The sequence below is a fragment of the Frankia sp. QA3 genome (assembly GCF_000262465.1).
In the GTDB taxonomy this organism is placed as follows: domain Bacteria; phylum Actinomycetota; class Actinomycetes; order Frankiales; family Frankiaceae; genus Frankia.
Genome location: NZ_CM001489.1, coordinates 895,651 through 914,953 on the forward strand (window position 1 = coordinate 895,651; position 19,303 = coordinate 914,953).

Annotated in this window: 18 protein-coding genes and 1 pseudogene; 15 read left to right on the forward strand and 4 right to left on the reverse strand. The window is 67.8% G+C overall.

Annotation, left to right across the window (positions count from 1 at the left end; all coding sequences use genetic code 11):
* Positions 1-195: 195 nt before the first annotated feature.
* The 5 genes and pseudogenes from FRAQA3DRAFT_RS34515 to FRAQA3DRAFT_RS34525 form a co-directional block, all read left to right on the forward strand.
* On the forward strand, positions 196-879 hold the full coding sequence (locus FRAQA3DRAFT_RS34515) for a hypothetical protein (RefSeq protein ID WP_198287017.1): 684 nt from the start codon (positions 196-198) through the stop codon (positions 877-879).
* Entirely contained in the window at positions 866-1,753 is an 888-nt protein-coding gene (locus FRAQA3DRAFT_RS03495; RefSeq protein ID WP_009737691.1) for a hypothetical protein, read from the forward strand. The genes FRAQA3DRAFT_RS34515 and FRAQA3DRAFT_RS03495 overlap by 14 nt, the downstream gene beginning before the upstream one ends.
* 169 nt (positions 1,754-1,922) lie before the next feature.
* On the forward strand, positions 1,923-2,303 hold the full coding sequence (locus tag FRAQA3DRAFT_RS34520; protein ID WP_198287018.1) for a hypothetical protein: 381 nt from the start codon (positions 1,923-1,925) through the stop codon (positions 2,301-2,303).
* A 205-nt stretch (positions 2,304-2,508) separates the two neighbouring features.
* Positions 2,509-2,955, forward strand: a complete 447-nt coding sequence (locus tag FRAQA3DRAFT_RS03500) for an IclR family transcriptional regulator C-terminal domain-containing protein (RefSeq protein ID WP_051054128.1) — start codon at positions 2,509-2,511, stop codon at positions 2,953-2,955.
* Between the two features lie 46 nt (positions 2,956-3,001).
* Positions 3,002-3,148 (forward strand): annotated as a pseudogene (locus FRAQA3DRAFT_RS34525) (DDE-type integrase/transposase/recombinase); the annotation flags it as partial.
* Between the two features lie 63 nt (positions 3,149-3,211).
* Here FRAQA3DRAFT_RS34525 and FRAQA3DRAFT_RS03505 read toward each other — a convergent pair.
* On the reverse strand, positions 3,212-4,117 hold the full coding sequence (locus tag FRAQA3DRAFT_RS03505) for a TauD/TfdA family dioxygenase (RefSeq protein ID WP_009737693.1): 906 nt from the start codon (positions 4,115-4,117) through the stop codon (positions 3,212-3,214).
* Positions 4,118-5,117: 1,000 nt separating this feature from the next.
* On the opposite strand from FRAQA3DRAFT_RS03505, the gene FRAQA3DRAFT_RS03510 reads away from it, so the two are divergent.
* From FRAQA3DRAFT_RS03510 to FRAQA3DRAFT_RS03540, 7 genes are all read left to right on the forward strand, one after another.
* A complete protein-coding gene (locus FRAQA3DRAFT_RS03510; RefSeq protein ID WP_009737694.1) occupies positions 5,118-6,167 on the forward strand; it encodes an ABC transporter substrate-binding protein in 1,050 nt (349 codons plus the stop codon).
* 41 nt (positions 6,168-6,208) lie between these two features.
* A complete protein-coding gene (locus tag FRAQA3DRAFT_RS03515; RefSeq protein WP_009737695.1) occupies positions 6,209-7,237 on the forward strand; it encodes an ABC transporter ATP-binding protein in 1,029 nt (342 codons plus the stop codon).
* Positions 7,221-8,075 (forward strand): ABC transporter permease, encoded by an 855-nt coding sequence (locus tag FRAQA3DRAFT_RS03520; protein WP_009737696.1) that lies wholly within the window; start codon positions 7,221-7,223, stop codon positions 8,073-8,075. The genes FRAQA3DRAFT_RS03515 and FRAQA3DRAFT_RS03520 overlap by 17 nt, the downstream gene beginning before the upstream one ends.
* Positions 8,076-8,145: 70 nt before the next feature.
* On the forward strand, positions 8,146-9,477 hold the full coding sequence (locus tag FRAQA3DRAFT_RS03525) for an LLM class flavin-dependent oxidoreductase (protein WP_009737697.1): 1,332 nt from the start codon (positions 8,146-8,148) through the stop codon (positions 9,475-9,477).
* A gap of 29 nt (positions 9,478-9,506) precedes the next feature.
* Positions 9,507-11,126, forward strand: coding sequence for an FAD-dependent oxidoreductase (locus tag FRAQA3DRAFT_RS03530; protein WP_035922112.1), 1,620 nt, complete (start codon positions 9,507-9,509; stop codon positions 11,124-11,126).
* Positions 11,123-11,488 (forward strand): ferredoxin family protein, encoded by a 366-nt coding sequence (locus tag FRAQA3DRAFT_RS03535; protein WP_009737699.1) that lies wholly within the window; start codon positions 11,123-11,125, stop codon positions 11,486-11,488. The genes FRAQA3DRAFT_RS03530 and FRAQA3DRAFT_RS03535 overlap by 4 nt, the downstream gene beginning before the upstream one ends.
* A gap of 128 nt (positions 11,489-11,616) precedes the next feature.
* Entirely contained in the window at positions 11,617-14,007 is a 2,391-nt protein-coding gene (locus tag FRAQA3DRAFT_RS03540) for an arylsulfatase (RefSeq protein ID WP_009737700.1), read from the forward strand.
* Positions 14,008-14,347: 340 nt separating this feature from the next.
* On the opposite strand, the gene FRAQA3DRAFT_RS03545 is transcribed toward FRAQA3DRAFT_RS03540, so the two are convergent.
* Together FRAQA3DRAFT_RS03545 and FRAQA3DRAFT_RS03550 are read right to left on the reverse strand one after the other, a co-directional pair.
* Positions 14,348-14,623: a hypothetical protein gene (locus FRAQA3DRAFT_RS03545; protein ID WP_035920541.1), complete on the reverse strand. Its 276-nt coding sequence runs from the start codon at positions 14,621-14,623 to the stop codon at positions 14,348-14,350.
* A 636-nt stretch (positions 14,624-15,259) separates the two neighbouring features.
* Positions 15,260-15,517 (reverse strand): hypothetical protein, encoded by a 258-nt coding sequence (locus FRAQA3DRAFT_RS03550; protein ID WP_009737701.1) that lies wholly within the window; start codon positions 15,515-15,517, stop codon positions 15,260-15,262.
* 123 nt (positions 15,518-15,640) lie between these two features.
* On the opposite strand from FRAQA3DRAFT_RS03550, the gene FRAQA3DRAFT_RS32375 reads away from it, so the two are divergent.
* Positions 15,641-16,446, forward strand: a protein-coding gene (locus FRAQA3DRAFT_RS32375) for an IS5 family transposase (protein WP_369809389.1) whose coding sequence is annotated in 2 segments (ribosomal slippage) — positions 15,641-15,986 and positions 15,986-16,446 — 807 coding nt in all. Because the reading frame shifts where the segments join, the coding sequence is not laid out codon by codon here.
* On the opposite strand, the gene FRAQA3DRAFT_RS38390 is transcribed toward FRAQA3DRAFT_RS32375, so the two are convergent.
* Positions 16,332-17,207 (reverse strand): hypothetical protein, encoded by an 876-nt coding sequence (locus tag FRAQA3DRAFT_RS38390; RefSeq protein ID WP_369809390.1) that lies wholly within the window; start codon positions 17,205-17,207, stop codon positions 16,332-16,334. The two genes, FRAQA3DRAFT_RS32375 and FRAQA3DRAFT_RS38390, sit on opposite strands and share 115 nt — an antisense overlap.
* A gap of 632 nt (positions 17,208-17,839) precedes the next feature.
* Between FRAQA3DRAFT_RS38390 and fxlM the strand changes: the two genes are divergently transcribed.
* Positions 17,840-19,087, forward strand: coding sequence for a methyltransferase, FxLD system (fxlM, locus tag FRAQA3DRAFT_RS03565; protein WP_009737705.1), 1,248 nt, complete (start codon positions 17,840-17,842; stop codon positions 19,085-19,087).
* Positions 19,087-19,227 carry an FxLD family lanthipeptide gene (gene fxlA, locus FRAQA3DRAFT_RS32380; RefSeq protein WP_009737706.1) on the forward strand — a complete coding sequence of 47 codons (141 nt, stop codon included), beginning with the start codon at positions 19,087-19,089 and terminating at the stop codon, positions 19,225-19,227. The genes fxlM and fxlA overlap by 1 nt, the downstream gene beginning before the upstream one ends.
* The last annotated feature ends 76 nt before the right edge of the window (positions 19,228-19,303 follow it).

The window sequence follows — 19,303 nt, forward strand, 5'->3', positions numbered from 1 at the left end:
CTTGTCGAACACCTGGGGGGGACGCTTCCACGAGGGTTCGAGATAACTCACTATCCCAATCTATCGCTCGAGACGCCTGTGTTACCCATCCCTCAGCTTGAAGTTGTACTCTGCCAGCTACCTTTTGATGTCTGGCAAGAAGTTGACAGGTGGTTCGCCTCCAGGGGGAGGTCCCGGTATGAAGCAAGGAAGCCGGTGTTCACCTTGAGAGCTTCGGATTCGCAGATCTCGGCGGACGTCCTGGAGAATTTCCTTTTCACTTCCGTTGTTGCCTGGTCGGGTCGGAGGGTTGCGCATCCCTCGCAGTCGATTCGGTACGTCTCGGGCCTGGATGGTGGAGTGTCGCGTCGCGTTGGAATCATGGGTCGATCGGCGATAGCCAACACTTCCGGTGACGACGTTCTGTTGAAGCAGGACAGTTTGCAGGGAAATGCCGATTCGTTTCGCAGTCTTCATCCTTCGGCGAGGCCGTTTGAGAAACCGGAGGTCAGATTCGGCCTGTCGGCACTGACAACGGGTGCGATGGACGGCGTGAGTATGGTGAGCGACACGACCCTGTGTGCGATTGCTCTGGAGGAGCTGGTGATGCCCGGCGAGTTCGGAGCCGTCACGAAAACCTTTACCCGGCGAGTCGGGATCTTGCTGAGAATCGCTGGTGAAGATCCAGCTGAGGCCAGCCGTGCGGCCAAGCTGATCTACGATACACGCTCACGCCGCTTACACGGAAGACGCCTTCGTCCCAATGAAGGGCTACACTTGATCAATTACTATTCTCGGCGTGCGTTGGCGACCTGCATCCAGCTTTATGGCGAGCACATCCCAGAGCACGACTCTGCCGATGATCCGCGATTCTTCGGAGGATGGCTTGACAATCGATGACGATGGGGGGACGGCTGTGGAGGACGAACCGCCGCCCTGGCCATTGAAGCTCTCCGAGGAAAGCGCGTGGGTTCTTGCCCCGCTCGGGGGGATATCGATTACCAGCCCTTTTCGGCTCGGTCGCGCGGTGATAACGCTGATCGACCAGGTCAGTTGGTTGATGATCGAGCGCGGGGATCTGGTAGAAGAATACGATCACCTGGTCGACAACGGCACTGTCGCAGTGCCTTTCATGGTGTGGGAAGCAGGCCCGGACCGGTCGGCGAGTGCCATCTTTGTGGACTATGGTCCGGAGATCTACGCCTCGTTTGCGGCACTGAAGCTTTCCGGTCAGGACACGCTGATTGATCCGAGAATTATCGCACTCTACTTCCGGAGCGGTGGGCGCCGGCGCCGTGATGCAGGACTGAATCGACGGGAGTTCGGGCCTTACCGGGAGAGAATGTATGACGGCGACTTTGACGTGTCACCCCTTACCGCCGAGTGCGTGCGGAGAGGAGGCGAACTGCTCGAGGTGCTCCTCTCTTGGCTGGGGCGGGCCGATGAGTTTGAAAGAGCCCCGCTGGATCTGTTTCTTGAGAGCCACCTTCCCCATCTCTCGGCAGGGGAAAAAATCCTCTTCCTGTTCGCGTCGTTGGAAGCCATGTCTCCCGTGCGGACGATGTTCCAGGCCGAGAGTGGCGATCTTGACGTGAGGTTGAGAAGTTGTTTCAGGGAAAACGACCTGCTGACCGGTCTTGACCCGACGACGCTGCGGAGCGTCAGGAACCGGCTTGCGCATGGAGAACCTGATCGAGAACTCTTTACTGAATTGGTGCCAAAGCTCCAGGAGCTGACGCGTTGCGCTATTTTGGAGTGGTTGTCGGGAACGTAACCGATGTTTGTGCGCTTCTGGGAAGACGTCAACCACTGGTTCATCGTCGAGGGGTGGCCACGTGAGCGACTTGGTTGGAGTCGTCGGGACTCTGGTTGGGACGGTACTAGGGGCCGGAGCGGCCTTCGGCGCCCAGATCCACAAGGATAGGCGGGATCGGCGGGTCGGAATGGATAATCTTGCGCGTGAAAGCTGCGCCAGATTCATGTCGGAGACCGCCGATCTGTTCGAACAGATACGCGGCATCGTCGAAGGTGCCCCCGGTGTCGGCGACCGTAGCGCATTAATCGCTGCGCTGCGCGGCATTAACGGCGCACGAGGGCAGGTGGCGCTGGAGAACGTCAGGATTTCGAGCTCCATGGCCGTAGTGGAGTGCTCCCAAGATTTATGGAAGCATCTGCGCTCCAAGTCCGTTCCGCAGGGTTCTGTCTCGCCTGAACGGTTCCGGGAATGGAAGGGAGAATACTGGGATCTCCGGAAGTCGCTCATCAACCAGGTGCGACTTGACCTCGGAGTCAGAGGTCGGCTCGGTCAAGAGGAGTCCGACTAGTATGCCGGCGGGGACCACCCCCACTGCCCACGCTTTCATCGAGCCCCGTCACAGGCAGACCGGCCGCGGCGAACACCACGACCCGCCGACGCCAGGTCTTCGAGATTCGGGCCGGCCACCGCCAGACGGCATCCCGCAGCCGGCCGAGGGCATACCCGCACCCGACTTGGAACTCTGACCAGCGAAAACGCCTTCTAACGTCCTGATGCGCACGATGCACTTGCGTGAGCACCTGCTGCCGCATCTGCTCGAACTGCATCGACTGACCGATGAGGCGGTCCATCTCGGTGTCCTGCGTGACCAGGGGGTGCTGTGCGTCGAGCGGCTGCACGGGCACCGTAGCGCGCCGCTGCCCGTGCAGGTCGGCGGTATCCTGCCGGTCCATGCCACGGCGCTCGGCAAGGTACTGCTGGCCTTCGCCGACGAAGCGCTCGGTGACCGCGCGGACCAGCTCGTCCGTTCCACCAATCGGACGATCCTGGCCTCCCGGGCGCTGGACGGCGAACTCGAGGACGTGCGTAGCCTCGGGTTCGCCGTCGACCGAGGAGAGTTTCGCCCGAACATCGGGTGCCTCGCCGCCCCGGTGTGCGGTCCCGTCCACCACCGCGCTGGCCGCCGTCCTCTGACGTCGTTCCTCTCGGTAGTTTGTTAGATCAAGGTGGCAGGGGCTCTGTTGCGTTCGGCCGGGCCGGCCCCGGTGCAGTATCGAAGCCGACCATGGTCGCCTCGAAGCACGGCTGCGACCGATGCGCGGCCTGAAGCGGCTGCGCTCCGTCCAGACGATCAGCGCCGGGCACGCCCTGATCCAGAACATGCGCCGCGGCCACTACGAACTCGGAACCGACACCGCTGGTGCAGAAGACCGCCCGTCGGATCCAGACGGGCGGTCTCTGCGACGGCGATCGCTGCTAAGCCGCGATCGGAGTGTAGTGCGAGGCGTCATCCCCTTCTATGGCGTAGCTGCCCCGACCGTCCAGACCCGCGGGTATGCCGCCGGCGACGGTGACCCGGTGCAGCAACCGCGGGAGGTCGTCGTAGTCGTCCACGGCGTAGTGCTGGGTGATCCGGTTGTCGAAGAAGGCGAGGTCGCCGGGTGCCCACGTCCAACGGACGATGTTCTCCGGCCGGGTCACGTAGGCCTGAAGCAGACCGAGAACATCGCGTGACTCGCTGTTCGACAGGCCGATGATCCGCTGCGCGAAACCGCCTATGAACAAGGCGCGTTCGCCCGTCTCGGGATGGACCCGGACTACCGGATGTGCAGTCCGGTACTTCCGGGACACGAAGATTTCGCGGTAAGCCTTCGTCTGCGCTGTCGCGGACGGTGGGACCACGTAGTCATAGTCGTTCGTGTGCTCGGCCCAGATCCCGTCGGCCAGTTCCCGCAAGGGGGCCGGGAGGTCGCGGTAGGCGGCCGCGGTGTTGGCGATGAGGGTGTCGCCCCCGAACGGGGGGACGACGATGCTGCGCAGCGTACTGGCGGCCGGCGGGCTCACCACGAAGGTGACGTCGGTGTGCCAGTGGTTGGCGCGGCCCTCGGACGAGTCCACCCGCAGCACGTTCGGGCTGTTCTTCAGCGAAGGGACGGTGGGATGAGCCTTGGTGAGTTCACCGAAGCGGGCAGCGAACCGCTGCTGCCCCTCGTCGTCGAGCTCCTGGCCCCGGAAGAACAGCGCCTTGTGTTCCAGGAGGGCCTTCCGGACGGCGGCGATGGTCTCGCCGTCGAGGTCGCCGCGTAGGTCGACGCCGGTCACCTCGGCGCCGATCCGTCCGGCTACCTTGCGGACGCCGAGATCCGTGCTGATGACAGCCATGGAGGGCTCCTTGGGTCGTAGGGCGAGTTCAGTGGGCGGGAGAGGAGCCGGCCGGCTCCGGCGTCTTGCCGTCGGTGCCGACCGGGACCTCGCCGGTGCGGGGACCCGGACGAGCGCCCGGCTGCCATCGAGACGGCCGCGACCCGACGCCCGCGGGAGCTGGTGCTCGGATCACGGGCGGACCCGCCGCCGTTCTCCGGGTCTCGCCAGCGGTACCAGAAGTGAGGGGGCGGGCAGCGGTAATTGACCGGTCGGCCGAACGGGACCCGAGCCCAGGACATCGGGCCGCCGGCCGGAGATCGTATCCCGCTCGCGGGTATCAGGGTCGCCACGCCGCCATCCCGCTCGTGACATCAGGGTTACGTTCCCTGGGGGCGGACGTCAATAATTAACAGTCGAGAGAAAATAATTCCGTTCACCGAGTGGTGATCTCGATACTCTGGGTAAGTGGCAGGGGTCGCTTGCTTCAAACTGGCGACAACCCTTGACAGGACGGTTCTTCATCAAGATAGTGAGCAACGTGATCGGGAAGCGACTGTGCACTCGGCGGCCCGTGGACTATGTCCACGTGGCCAGCGCCTTGTGTTGCCGCTGACGTTGTGATCACGTCTGCGGTCCGTCGCGAGTAGACAACGGGATCGGAGTGCGGCCGCCACGGTCGCGGGATCCGAGAATACTCGTTCTTCGTCCCGCTACGGCCTGCCCCTGAGATCGAGGAAGCCGGCTTCTCCTGGCGTGGTTCCCGGAGTGATCCGACGACGCCAGAGAACTGTTTCACGCAGCCGGTGAACCTGTGGTCATTTATAGCGCCTCGCGCCTTCACAAACTGCTGCCCCCAGTTCCCCCCCGCCTTGCGGCGGGCGGTTTTCCGTTGCTTTTCCTGATCCCCGTGCTGTCCACAGACGCACGGGCATCTCCCGACCCCTCGGCGGGGGTTCCTCCCACCGAGGGGTCCGACGTGCACTTTCGGAACTTTGGCCATGTCAGAAGGACACACCTCATGCATCGCAGGATTCGTCGGAAATCGAAGCTGCTCACGACCGCGGCCACCCTGGCCGTGACGGCCCTGCTGGCCTCCGCATGCGGTGGCGGCGGTGGCGGCGGTGGCGGTTCCGACCAGGAGAAGACGACCCTGCGCTACCAGGGCGCCGTCGGTCAGGTGACGCTGCCCGAGCTGGCCGCTGATCTCGGTTACCTCGGCCCGGTCAAACTCGAGTGGATCGGGAACACCATCAGCGGACCGCAGGACATCCAGGCCGCCACCACCGGCGACACCGACTTCGGCGGCGCGTTCAACGGGGCGATCATCAAGCTCGTCGCCGCGGGGGCGCCGATCAAGTCGGTCATCAGCTACTACGGCGTCGACAAGGACTCGTACAGCGGCTATTACGTGCTCGCGGACAGTCCTATCAGGTCGGCCCGGGACCTGATAGGCAAGAAGGTCGGCATGAACACGCTCGGCGCGCACGTCGAGGCCGTCCTGGACTCGTACCTGAAGAAGGAGGGTCTCAGCTCGGCCGAGATCGACAAGGTCGTTCCGACCGTGGTGCCACCGGTCAACACCGAGCAGGCGTTGCGCGCCGGGCAAATCGAGGTGGGCGTCCTCGGCGGTCTCCTCCGGGACAAGGCACTCGACCGCGGTGGTATCCGTCCGATCTTCTCCGACTACGAGCTCTACGGCACGTTCGCGGCCGGCAGCTATGTTTTCCGGAAGGACTTCATCGCGAAGAACCCGACGACGGTCAGGTCTTTCATCGAAGGCGTAGCACGAGCACTCGAATGGGCGAAGTCCCATCCGCGCAACGAGGTGATCGCCCGGTTCACGCAGATCATCGAAAAACGGGACCGCAAGGAGGACAAGCGCGCGATCGGATTCTGGAAGAGCTACGGGGTCCCGGACAAGGGCGGGCTGATCGCGGACAAGAACTTCACCCGTTGGATCGACTTCCTGCGCGAGGACGGTCAGCTCAAGAAGGATGTCAAGCCGGCCGACCTGTACACGAACGAGTTCAATCCGTTCCGACCCGGCGGGCCTGATTCCGGTCGCTGAGCGGGCACCGCATCCGGCGGCAACAGCGAGGATATTTGATCATGAGTACCATCGAGTTCCGCCGCGCGACCAAGCGGTTCGCGGTACGCGACTCCGGACGGCGCGGCACGACGACCGAGTTCACCGCGCTGTCCGAGGTGGACCTAACCATCCGCAGCGGGGAGTTCCTCGTCCTGGTCGGCCCGAGCGGATGCGGCAAGTCGACTCTGCTCGACCTGCTTGGCGGCCTGAGCAGGCCGAACAGCGGCGAGGTCCTGGTGGACGGCGTTCCGGTCACCGGACCGGGCCTGGACCGGGGAATCGTATTCCAGCAGTATGCCCTGCTGCCGTGGCGCACCGCGCTCGCGAACGTCGAGTTCGGTCTGGAGGCAAAGCGGGTTCCGCGCTCCGAGCGATCGGCGCGGGCCCGTGATTACCTGGCTCTCGTCGGGCTCACGGGGTTCGAGCGCCGCTACCCGCATGAGCTGTCCGGCGGGATGAAACAGCGGGTCGCGATCGCTCGTAGCCTGGCTTACGACCCCGCCGTCCTGCTGATGGACGAGCCGTTCGCAGCGTTGGACGCCCAGACACGGGAGACGCTGCAGGACGAGCTGCTGCGGATCTGGGCGAAGACGCGCAAGACCATCCTGTTCATCACACACTCCATCGACGAGGCTGTCTACCTGGGCCAGCGGGTGGCGGTCATGACGTCGCGACCGGGTCGGATCAAGGAGATCCTGGACATTCCGCCTGTTGACGACAACGGCGGCGACCCTCGGTCGGCCCCGGAGTTCGTGCGTTATCGACACCTGGTGTGGGAGTTGCTGCGCGACGAGGTCGCCAAGGCACAGGCGGCGGAACGCCGGGGAACGGTGTCGCGCGAGCGGGAGAGGACGCCGCACGCCCCGGTCCCAGGACCGGCCTCGGCCAGGGCCGTCAGTAGCGGCGGAGCGACCGCTGCCGGGAGGGACTCCTCGGTGGCCGGCGCAGGCGAGCCGTTCGAGAAGAACGTGTCGTTCGAGAAGAACGCTTCCTTGGAAAAGAACGCGTCGTCGGAGAAGAAGGTGAGCGGCGTTGGTCATTACCGATGACCCGAGTGACCTGGCCGTCGTTGTGAGCGACGACCGGGTCCCGTCGCGTGGCGCCCGGCCCTGGGCCGTGCCGCTGCGTATTGCCGCCGCTGTCTTCCGGCGTACCGTCGCAATCGCGGCGCTGTTGGTCGCCTGGGAGGTTCTTCCGCGCGCCGGCGTCGTCGACCGGGTGTTCCTGCCGCCCTTCTCGGAGGTGATCGACAAGTGGTGGGAGCTGTTCCTGGACGGCGACATCCTGGCCCATACGAAAGCCAGTATGAAGCGCACCGGCGCCGGCTTTGCCCTTGCCGTCGCGATAGGTCTCCCGCTCGGCCTTGTCATCGGCTGGTTCCCACGCCTGGCCGAGATCCTCAACCCGCTTCTGGAGCTCTTCCGCAACACCGCCGCGCTGGCCCTGCTGCCAGTCTTCGTCTTGATTCTCGGCCTGGGTGAGTCCTCGAAGATCGGCATCGTCACCTATGCCTGCGTCTGGCCGATACTCCTGAACACGGTAAGTGGCGTCCGGACCGTCGACCCGCTTCTGATCAAGTCGGCCAAGTCGATGGGACTGTCGTCGCCGCGACTTTTTCAGAAGGTGATTCTGCCGGCCTCGGTGCCCACCATTTTCACCGGGATCCGGCTGGCCGGGGCCTTCGCGATCGTCGTGCTCATAGCCGCCGAGCTGGTGGGCGCGAAGGCCGGGCTGGGCTATCTGATCAATTATGCACAGTCCAACTTCGCCATCCAGGAGATGTACGCCGGGATCATCACGATCTCGGTGATCGGTGTCGGGATCAACCAGCTGCTGCTGGCCGTGGAGCGGCGCTTCTCGCGCTGGCGCGCCACGCCCGGCTCGTAATCGCCCACGCCGACGCCCGCCCGCCCGCCCGGCGGTCCGGCGGTCCGAGCCACTGAGAGTCGAGAACAGAATGAGCGCCCAGTCTCGCCAGCTACATCTCAACGCATTCCTGATGAACGTCGGCCACCACGAGGCAGCCTGGCGGCACCCGGCGACCAACCCGGAGCGGGACGGCGTCGACCACTATGTCGGCCTCGCGCAGCTCGCTGAGCGGGGGAAGTTCGACTCGGTCTTCCTGGCCGACGGACTCGCTCTGTGGAACAATGTGCGGCACAATTTCGCCGGCCGTTTCGAGCCGCTGACGCTGCTGTCCGCCCTCGCCATGGCGACCAGCCGCGTCGGACTGATTGCCACCGTGTCCACGACGTACAACGAGCCGTTCCACGTGGCCCGGAAGTTCGCCTCCGTGGACCACCTCAGCCGTGGCCGGGCCGGTTGGAACATCGTGACCTCCGCCCAGGAGGACGAAGCGCGTAACTTCAACCAGGAAAGACATCTCGACCACCACAGCCGCTACCAGCGGGCCGCCGAGTTCCTGGACGTGACGCGCGCGCTGTGGGACAGCTGGCAGGACGACGCCCTGGTCTACGACAAGAAGGCGGGTGTCTACGCCGACACGGATCGGATCCGACCGGTCAACCACACCGGACGGTATTTCTCCGTCGCCGGGCCGCTCAACGTTCCCCGTAGTCCACAGGGCCATCCGCTGCTCGTGCAGGCCGGCTCGTCCGAGGACGGCCGCGAGTTCGCCGCGCGGTACGCGGAGGCGGTCTTCACAGCGCAGCAGACCCTGGCCGACGGCCAGCGGTTCTACGCCGACCTGAAAAGGCGGGCCGGTCACCACGGCCGCCCACCCGAGCAGATCAAGATCCTGCCCGGGATCGCCCCGATCCTGGGCGGTACCGAGGCGGAGGCGAAGCGGCGAGAAGCCGAGCTGAACGATCTGATCGTGCCCGAGTACGGGCTCACCCAGCTGTCGAAGATGGTCGGTCTCGACCTTTTCGACCACCCGCTGGACGGCCCGCTGCCGGCGGATCTACCGACGGTGGACGACATCAACGGCAACAAGAGCCGCTTCTCCCTGGTCATCGAGCTGGCACGCCGGGAGCGCCTCACCATCCGCCAGCTGCTGGTCCGGTTGGCCGCCGGCCGCGGCCACCGGGTCTTCGCCGGCACCCCGGAACAGGTCGCCGACCAACTCGAACAGTGGTTCACCGGCGGAGCCGCGGACGGCTTCAACGTGATGCCGCCCTATCTGCCGGGGGCGCTGGCCGATTTCGTCGAGCAGGTGGTTCCGATCCTGCAGCGGCGGGGGCTGTTCCGGACCGAGTACGAGGGCAGAACGCTACGCGACCACTACCGGCTGGCCCGCCCCGCCGCCGGGGCCGGCGTCCCACGGTGACCGGCGGGCCGCGGCGCCGGTCGCCGTCGGTGGCCATCCCCGCCGAGTCCGACGTCCTCGTGCTAGGCGGCGGTCCGGCGGGGACCTGGGCGGCACTGGGAGCAGCGAGTCGCGGCGCGCGCGTCACGCTCGTGGACAAGGGTTACTGCGGGACGAGCGGTTCGACGGCGGCCGCCGGGAACAACCTCTGGTACCTGCCCCCGGGCGGGCCGGCCCGGGAGAAGGCCGTCGCCGCCCGGGAGATCTCCGGCGGCTACCTCACGGACCGGCGGTGGATGTTTCGCCTCCTCGACCAGACGTGGGACGCCGTCGGGCAGCTGGCAGACTGGGGCTATCCGTTTCCGACGTCCGACGACGGCACGCAGCGTCGTGCCAGCCTGCAGGGCCCGGAGTACATGCGGTTGATGCGCCGCCGAGTCCGCCGCGCCGGCGTCGCCGTCATCGACCAGTCGCCGGCGCTCGAGCTCCTCGTCGACCCGGACGGTGTCGTCACCGGCGCCGCCGGCCTCCGGCGCCAGCACGCCGGTGAGCGCTGGGAGGTTCGCGCCGGTGCCGTGATCCTGGCCACCGGCGGCTGTGCCTTCCGGTCCGGGGCGCTCGGGCTCAACGTCGACACCGGTGATGGTGCCCTGATGGCTGCCGAGCTCGGAGCGGACCTGTCCGGCATGGAGTTCTCCTGCCAGTACGGCATCGCGCCCGCGTTCGGTGCGCAGACCAAGGGCCTGATGTACCAGTTCGCCACCTTCACCGCCGCCGACGGCACCGAACTGGCCTGTGGCCTGCGGCCCGGCGGTGTGCTGGAGGTACAGCGGGCAGCGCTGTACTCCCAGGTCTACGCCCAGCTCGACCTGGCCGAGCCGGGTATCCGCTCGGCAATGCGCTGGTCGCAGCCGAACTTCTTCCTGCCGTTCGACAAGATCGGTGTCGACCCGTTCGCCCGGCGGTTCCCCATCCGGTTCGTCCTGGAAGGCACCGTCCGCGGCACCGGTGGGCTGCGCCTCGTCGACGACGGGTGCGCGACCGCCGTTCCCGGGCTGTTCGCGGCCGGCGACGCCGCCTCCCGGGAGCCGGTCACCGGTGCCGTCAGCGGCGGTGGCAGCCACAACGGCTCGTGGGCGATCGCCTCTGGCAGCTGGGCCGGAGCCGCGGCCGCGCGGTTCGCCAGCACCCGTGCCGGCCAGTGGCGGACCGCGCCACTGGCGCACGGGGGCGGCCCGGGGCTGCGCCCCCGAGCGGCTCGCGGCGATCTGCGAGCCGACGACGTCGTGGAGGCTGTGCAGGACCGGGTGTTGCCCCTGCGGCACAACCGGTTTCGCACCGCGGCGGACCTGCGCGAGTCTCTCACCGTGCTGGACGCGCTGTGGCCCGTTGTGGCGGGCGGGCTTACCGCGGCCGACGGCGACCCGCGTTCGGTCCTCCGTACCCGTGAGGCCACGGCCATGCTCGCACACGCCCGGTGGATGTACCGCAGTGCGCTGGCCCGGCCGGAGACCCGCGGCATGCACCTCCGCGACGACTCACCGCAGACCACGCCAGCCTTCGCCCGCCGGATCCGCGTCGGTGGCCTGGACGAGGTGTGGACGGCCCTGGACGTCGCCCCACCTGCCCTTCTGCGCACCGAGGAGACCGAGGAGACAGCCGTCCCGTGATCGAGGTGATCAGCGACAGTCGCTGCGTCGACTGCGGCATCTGCGTGGACGTGTGCCCGACGAACGTCTTCGACCTGTCAGCCGACGGCCCTCCGGTCATCGCCCGGCAGTCGGACTGCCAGACCTGCTTCATGTGCGAGGCGTACTGCCCGACCGACGCCCTGTTCGTCGCACCGCTGGCCGGGCCGGCCCCGACCGGTTCACCGCTTGCGGACGAAGCCGCGCTCGAGGCGCAGAACCGGTTCGGGGAGTACCGGCGGTGGCTGGGCTGGGGGCACGGCCGCACGCCCGGCAGCCGCCGGGACCAGAACCACGTCTTCACCGCCCGGGCACTCAGCCCGCCGAAACGGGCTGGCAGGTGATGGCGGCGGGTCACCCCGCCCGCCCCGGAGGAGCCGGCGCCCACCGCTCGATGACGGCGCCCACCGCTCAATGAGCGCGGCCATCGTGACCTACCCGTCCCACCGACGACGAAGCGAGGGATAGCCGAATGTCCCGCCAGTCCGCCGGGCACCCTTCCGAGCCGGCCTCCCAGGTCGTTCCCCCGGCCGTCCAGAACGGCACACCCGACCGTCGCGACCCGTATGCGAACTTCCCGGGGCGGATCGGCCGTACCTTCGCCGAGTCGGAACCGGCCTGGGTGCCCCGTGAGCGTCCGGCCGCCGGGGCGCCCAACATCGTCGTGGTGCTGGTCGACGACATGGGCTACAGCGACATCGGTCCGTTCGGCGCGGAGATCCCTACGCCCGCCCTGGACCGGCTCGCCGAACGCGGAGTGCGCCTGACGAACTACCACACCATGCCGTTGTGCTCGCCGGCCCGGGCCGCCCTCCTGACCGGACTCAATCCGCATCGCGTCGGCTATGCCATGGTGGCGAACGCCGACCCCGGGTTCCCGGGCTACGGGATGGAGATCGCCGACGACGTCCCCACGCTGGCGCAGTTGCTCCACGACGCGGGTTATGCCACCTACGCGGTCGGTAAATGGCACCTGACCCGAGACTCCGCGTCGAACGCCGCGGACGACCGGCGCAACTGGCCGCTGCAGAAGGGCTTCGACCAGTACTACGGCGTCCTCGAGGGACTGACCAGTCTTTTTCACCCACACCAGCTGGTCCGTGACAACAGCCCGCTCCAGGTCGACGAGCTGCCGGCCGGTTACTACTACACCGACGACATCACCGACCAGGCAATCTCCATGGTGACGTCCCTGCGCGCGCACGACCCGGAGAAGCCGTTCTTCCTCTATCTCGCGCACAACGCGGTGCACGGGCCGTTGCAGGCCAGGCCCGAGGACATCGCCCGGCATCGCGGCCGCTACGACAGCGGGTGGGACGCGCTGCGCGAGGCCCGGTTCCGCCGGCAGCTCGAGGCCGGCCTCTTCCCACCGGGCACCCGGCTGCCACGCCGGAACTTCGAGGCGGGGTTCGAGGTCGGTGCATGGAGCGACCTCGAACCGCGGGAGCAGCGGCTGTACCCCCGGTACATGGAGGTCTACGCCGCGATGGTCGACAACATCGACCAGAACCTGGGCCGGCTGGTGGACACCCTCGACGCCCTCGGCGAACTCGACAACACCATCATCGTCTTCACCTCTGACAACGGTGGCACCGGTGAAGGAGGAGCCGAGGGAACCCGCAGCTACTTCAGCCGGTTCGCCCACCATCCCGCACTGCCCGCCGACTGGAATCCGGACGTCGAGCGGGAGGCCGAACTCATCGGAGGTCCACGCAGCCTGGTGCACTACCCGCGCGGGTGGGGAATGGCGTCGAACACGCCGTTCCGGCTTTACAAGGGCCAGACGTACGCCGGCGGAGTACGGGTCCCGTTCCTGCTGTCCTGGCCGGGCGGACTGCACCGGCCCCACGCGGACACCGGCATCCGCACGCAGTACCAGTACGTCACCGACCTCACACCCACACTGCTCGAACTGGCCGGGGTGAAGCGTCCGGCACGCCGCCTGGAGCACGTGGTCCAGGCGCTCGACGGGGTCAGCTTCGCCACCGTGCTCGCGCACCCCGACGCGGTCAGCACCCACCATGAGCAGTACTGCGAGATGATCGGCAACCGCAGTTACTACCGGGACGGCTGGAAACTGGTGACCCTGCACCGCCCGGGCGCCCCCTACGACGATCGCGAATGGGCGCTCTACGACCTGGTCCGCGACCCGACCGAAATCGACGACCTGTCCGCCGATCATCCCGCAGTGGTCGAGGAGCTGGCGGCCGCCTGGGAGAAGGCGGCCTGGCATAACGGGGTCTTCCCGCTCCCCGACGCCGGCGGCGCGCTGGCCCTGCGCAACCCGGACGAGGAACGGCTGCGGCGGCCTGTGACCTTGTTGCCCGGCACGCCCGAGCTGGAGCGTTACCGGTCCGCCAGTCTCATCGCCTTCCGGTCCTTCGACATCGACATCGACCTGGCCGACCACGGGCCCGGCGATGAGGGCGTGCTCGTCTCCCACGGCGACCAGGGCGGGGGGTACAGCATTTACGTGGAACAGGGACGGCTGCGCCTCGCCTACAACGAATACGGTGCGCTCCGCGAGGTGGACGCCGGTCCGCTCGCCGCCGGTGAGCACACCATCCGCGCCGCCGCCACGGCGCTGTCGGGGCTTCGCTGGGACTGGCGGATCTCCGTCGACGGAGCCGAGACCGGGCGGCTGGCCAGCGTGCATCAACTGATCGGCATGGCGCCCCTGCAGGGAATCAGCGTCGGGGTGGATCGCAAGTCCCCGGTTTCCTGGCCCGTCCACGAACGGCACGGAAGCTTCCGGTACACAGGTCGCCTGCGAACGGTGACCTACACGCCGGGGCAGTCCGGGCCGGACGATCCGGAAACTCTGATCCGGGTACTGCGGGAGGCCGCGGCCGCATTCGAATAGCCCTTGCCGTCGCGGACGGGACAACCGACGTCATCCCGGCCGCGCGGCCGCGCGGCCGGCGCGGTCTGGTCCACGAATAGGCCACGGCGAGCCGGAAACGACCGGGCCAGGCCGGACGCCGCCGGACAGCGGCCCGCACCCGGCCGAGGACCTACCCGCACCCGAATTGGAACTCTGACCAGCGAAAACGCCCTCTGATCAGCCTCGGGCGAGGTGGCGGCTGATCACCAGGCGCTGGATCTGGTTGGTTCCCTCGAAGATCTGCATGAGCTTCGTCCCCGAAGATCAATGTTGGTCGTGAGCTGGGACGATGCCTCGCGACCCGCCGGAGTCATGCCGCTTAGCCACATCCTGTCCACGGCAACACGTCGGCGGGTGGCTCGGGAACGGGCACCTCTTCTGCTGGCGCTGCCGGGCCACCGGGGAACCTGCCGGAGAGCCGGGCGGGCCAGGCCAGGCCGACCGCTTCCCGTAGCCGGCGCCGTGCGGTGGCCTCGTCGACGCCGTGCAGGTCCCGGTAGCCGATCGTGGACAGCACCTTCAGCGGCGTGCAGTCGGCGACACGTAGCGGGACGATTTTCCTGTCGGTCGGGGCGCCGGCCCACTCATGGGGCACCAGCGCGAGGTGAAGTACACCGGTGATCTCCAGATCCTTGGCCCGGTTGTCCCAGTAGGAGGCCCAAGCAAGTCAGAGCCTTGGTGGGCACAGGACGCCACCAAGCCACTCCGAGCCAGGCGAGCGCCGTGTCGGGCTTGAGCTTCCAGGCCAGCGCCGCCGTCACGCTGACGAACAGGACGAGCAGCAGAATCGCGGCATTATCGGTGCGGGCCGTACGAGATCCCCCATGTTGGCATCATCGTGACCACCTTGCCGCGGCTTGCATCGGCGCGGCGGAGACGAGCCGCGAAGGTTCGGGGCGGTGCACGGCGGCTCCGCCACTCGCTGGGTGACCGTGCTCGTATCCCACGAGCGCCGCCAGGAACCCGAGCCCAGCCAGGGTCGTCGTGGCCCGTGATACCACCCAACGTGAACGGCCCTCGGGCAATGGGCCGACGCCCGATGGCGGCCGGGTCGGCGGCCGTACGGTGCGCGGCGAGGTGGAGCTGTTCGACCTCGCAGTGGAACGCGGCCTGGCCGATTCGTGCCCGCTCGACGTCACGGTCGACATAGCCGGGGGCGAGGTCGAGGACCTCGCCGTCGAGGACGAGCTGCACCCGGCTGGAGTCGAACGCACGCTCGACACGGGCATCGTCAGGAACGCGATATCTCGGCCGTGGGGCCTGGTAGCGCGGGCGGGTCCGCCAGTACCACCTCGACGGACGGACCCATCCGCTGCAAACGCTTGGCCCCCACCTCGACTTCGAGGATCGGACGGCCGACGAGCAGCGCCTGCGGCGCCTGTTTCGTCGCCGCGCAGAACTCCTTCGCCTGATCGCGTGTCAGGTCGGGACGGATCTCGCAGATCACATCCAACGTCACGCGGTGCGCCATTGCCCGCTTGACGATCATTGTCGCCAGGGGCGGTGGAGTGACAGTGGGCGGGCGGTCGACGACCTCGCATCGCAGCGTGGTACCTCTTAGACCTCGTTTCACAATGAGTGATCAGGCCTGCTCGGGGTAGGTCCTGTCTGTGTGACTGATGACGTGCTGACCGATGAACTGTGGGACCGGCTGGCCCCGCTGGTCCCGGTCCGACCGCGGCGGTTCCGCTATCCGGGCCGTCGGCCGGTCGACGACCGGGCGGCGCTGGCGGGCATCCTGTGGGTCCTGCGCAACGACGTCCCCTGGAGGGAACTGCCTCCGGGCCTGTTCGGGGTGTCGGGGGTGACCTGCTGGCGCCGGCTGCGGGACTGGCACACGGCCGGGGTGTGGACAGCTCTGCACGAACACCTGCTCGCCGAGCTCAACGCCGCGGGACGGCTCGACCTGCACCGGGCTCTGGTGGACTCCTCCCACGTCCACGCGCTCAAAGGGGGGGCGCGACGGGTCCGAGCCCGGTCAACCGAGCCCATCCCGGCAGCAAACACCATGTGATCACCGACGCGTCCGGGGTGCCGCTGGCCGCGACCGTGACCGGCGGGAACCGCCACGACGTCACTCAGCTCATCCCGCTTGTCGAGGCGATCCCCCCGATCCGTGGACGCCGGGGACGGCCATGCCGCCGGCCCCGCTACCTGCTCGCGGACCGCGCCTATGATCACGATGCCTACCGTCGCAGGCTCACCGCCAGACAGATCACTCCGATCATCGCCCGTCGCGGAGCACCGCATGGCTCCGGCCTGGGCCGGCAACGCTGGCCTGTCGAGCGCACCCTCGGCTGGCTTCACCAGTTCCGCCGGCTGCGCACCCGCTGGGAACGCCGCGTCGACATCCACCAGGCATTCCTGAGCCTGGCCTGCTCGATCATCTGCCTACGGAAACTCCAAGGATCATTCTGAAACGAGGTCTTACTGGGGCGTTGTCGATCTTCCAGCAGGGTGAAAGCGTGATTGCGTAGCTCGATGACGTCGGCGAACGACGGCGCGACGGGACAGTTGGGGTAGCGCTCGGCCAGCCGCGTCAGATCGGCGTGGAACTGCTCGACGGTCAGGGGACCCACGTTGCTCCTCTCGGCCCCTCGGCCGAAATCAGCGGACGCACGAGCGGCCACGATGACCATCCTCTCCACCGTCCACCCCGTCCGCGGCTCACGCGGACGACGCTCGCGGCGTTCGGCCGCAGCACACGGCCAGTTCGCGTCTTCCGTCGGCCCGGACGCAACCCGGCGCATCCTGTCCAGGAGAAGCATGTCGGCGGGGGCCATCTGCTCGCGGTCGGCCAGGTCCAGCAGGCTCTGAAGGTCGCACCCGTAGACGTCGGCGAGCAGCGCGAGGAGCTGCGGGGTCGGACGTCGGCGTGGCGGAACCGGCCAGTTCTCCACCTCGCTCAGCCGAGGGGCGGTCATCGTCGCCGTACCGTTCGGGTCGAGGCCGACGCGGGCGGCGTGAGCGTTGATGCGGATGGCGGCCTGCGTCTGGGTCCAGCCGTGCGCGATTCGGTGAGCGACGCGAGGTCGCAGGCGGAAGCGGCGGCCGAACTCGACGGCGATCTCCTCGTGCGTCATTCCCGCGGTGCGCATCCGTGCCCGCAGCTCGTTCTGTTCGGCTCGCAGGCCAGGCTTGCCCATGACGACGTCGCGCACCCCTTCCGGACTGGACACCGGACGGCGCTCCGGGGGAGGCCGCCCGGCGACCATCCCCAATCGGAACAGCGCAACAGTAACCGTCTCCTCACCCTCGGGGCAGGGGAGTACGAGCTCACCGGCACAGCTGCAGTCACCGCTGCCAGGTCGGTGCCAGTGCGGGCGGGCAGCTGTCGAACTCCGGCTACTCCGCGGGCGCGGTGGCGCTGGTCCGCCCGCCCGCAGCCAGGTCAAGATCAGACCCGCGACGTCCGCGCTCGGCCTCGAAACGCGAAAAAGTCGGCCCTGATTCCTGGCCCGCGAGCCGAAACGACAACGGGTGGCGGTCGCTGTTTCCGCAGCTCAGCGGCCCATGCGGGCCCGAAGTCGAATGTTCTCCTCGGGGGGAATGATTCGCACCTCCGGGTGCGGCATCGTGGGACCCGCTCACTCCAGAAAGATCATCAACACGGTGAGGCTGGTCGACAGACCGTTGTTCAAAGCCACCATCCGCGTTCGAGGAGAAGCCAGGTGCCCACCCCGGCGACCAGCGTCGCCCACGATCAGGAGCCGTGCAGCGACCAGAGCCCGTGGCTGGCCACCAGGCTGCAGGAATACCAGGGGCCACCCGACCCGCGGCGGGCCCGTACGTATCGGGAGAGGACACCGTCATGAGCGTCGGCACCATGGGCAGCGAGGGACTTCGCAACGCGATGGTCGACCGGCTGGCTGCCGATCATGCGGCGAAGGGCCTCACTTTGCGGCCGGAGGTGGAGGCGGCGATGCGGGCCGTTCCCCGTGAGCTGTTCACGCCGGGCCTTCCGCTGGAGCAGGCGTATGAGAACGAAGCGGTCCTGAAGAAGCTGCGCGGCGAGGAGGCCGTCAGTTCGGTGTCGGCGCCGTTCCTGATCGCGGAGATGCTCGGTCAGGCAGCGGACGCGCTCGGCTCTCTGGCGGGCCGTCACGCATTGGAGATCGGCAGCGGTGGCTATAACGCGTCACTGTTGCGGGAGCTCGTCGGCCCGTCGGGATCGGTCACGACCGTCGATATCGACCCCGAGGTGACCGACCGGGCAGCCGCCTGCCTGGCGGCGGCGGGCTACAACGACGTCACCGTGGTGTGCGCGGACGCCGAGCATCCGATCGCGCCGGCCCGCCGCTACGACCTGATCATCGTTACGGCGGGGGCGTGGGACATCCCGCCCGCGTGGCGTGATCAGCTCACCGACGGCGGTGTGCTCGTCGTGCCGCTGCGCACGTTCGGGATTACCAAGTCGTGGGCGCTGCGCCGTCGCGGGGATCGGCTGGTCAGCGAAAGCAGTCGCCAGTGCGGGTTCGTCTCCGTGCAGGGCGACGGAGCCCAGCAGGTGCGGTACGTCGACATCGCCGACGGTGTCCACCTGCGGCTGGATGAGGGCCAGCAGATCGACCCCACCGTTCTCGATGGCCTTCTGGCGCATCCCCGCGAGGAGGCGTGGGCCGGGGCGAGCCTGCCGCCCCGCACCGTCCTGATCGACCTGAACCTGTGGCTGGCGACCCGCCTCACCCGCGAGGCGGGGGAGTTCGTGGTGCTGACGGCGCAGAAGACGGCCATCGAGTCCGGCATCGTCGCGCCCTCCTGGCAGTTCGGCACCCCCGCCACCCTGCACGACGGCACGTTCGCCTACCGGTCGGCCCTGCGCTGGACCGACCGGCGGTTCGATCTCGGCGCCTACGCCCACGGAGCCGAGGCTGCCGCGGCGGCCGGGCGGATGGTCGAGCACATGCGTGCGTGGGTGGACGCGGGCGGCCCGCCGCCGGTGCTGCACGTCCTTCCCACGCATGCCCCCGACGGCGACCTGCCGGACGGGGCGGTCCTGGACAAGCGGCACAGTCGCCTCGTCCTGGCCTTCACCTCCAAGGAGAAGGGAACCCCCTGATGGACAACGAGAACGAGTACGAGCTGAACCTGCGCCTGGTCGACGCCGGGCCCGTGAGTGGCCACGCCACCAGCACCGACGACAACTGCGGCTCGGGCGACACGGCCTCGGACGCCTGCTCGGGCGGCAGCGGTCGCTGACCCCCGCGCACCCGACGGGCCCGGCCTCAAGGGGCCGGGCCCGCCATCCTTTCCGCCTATCCCCGGAACGCGGAGT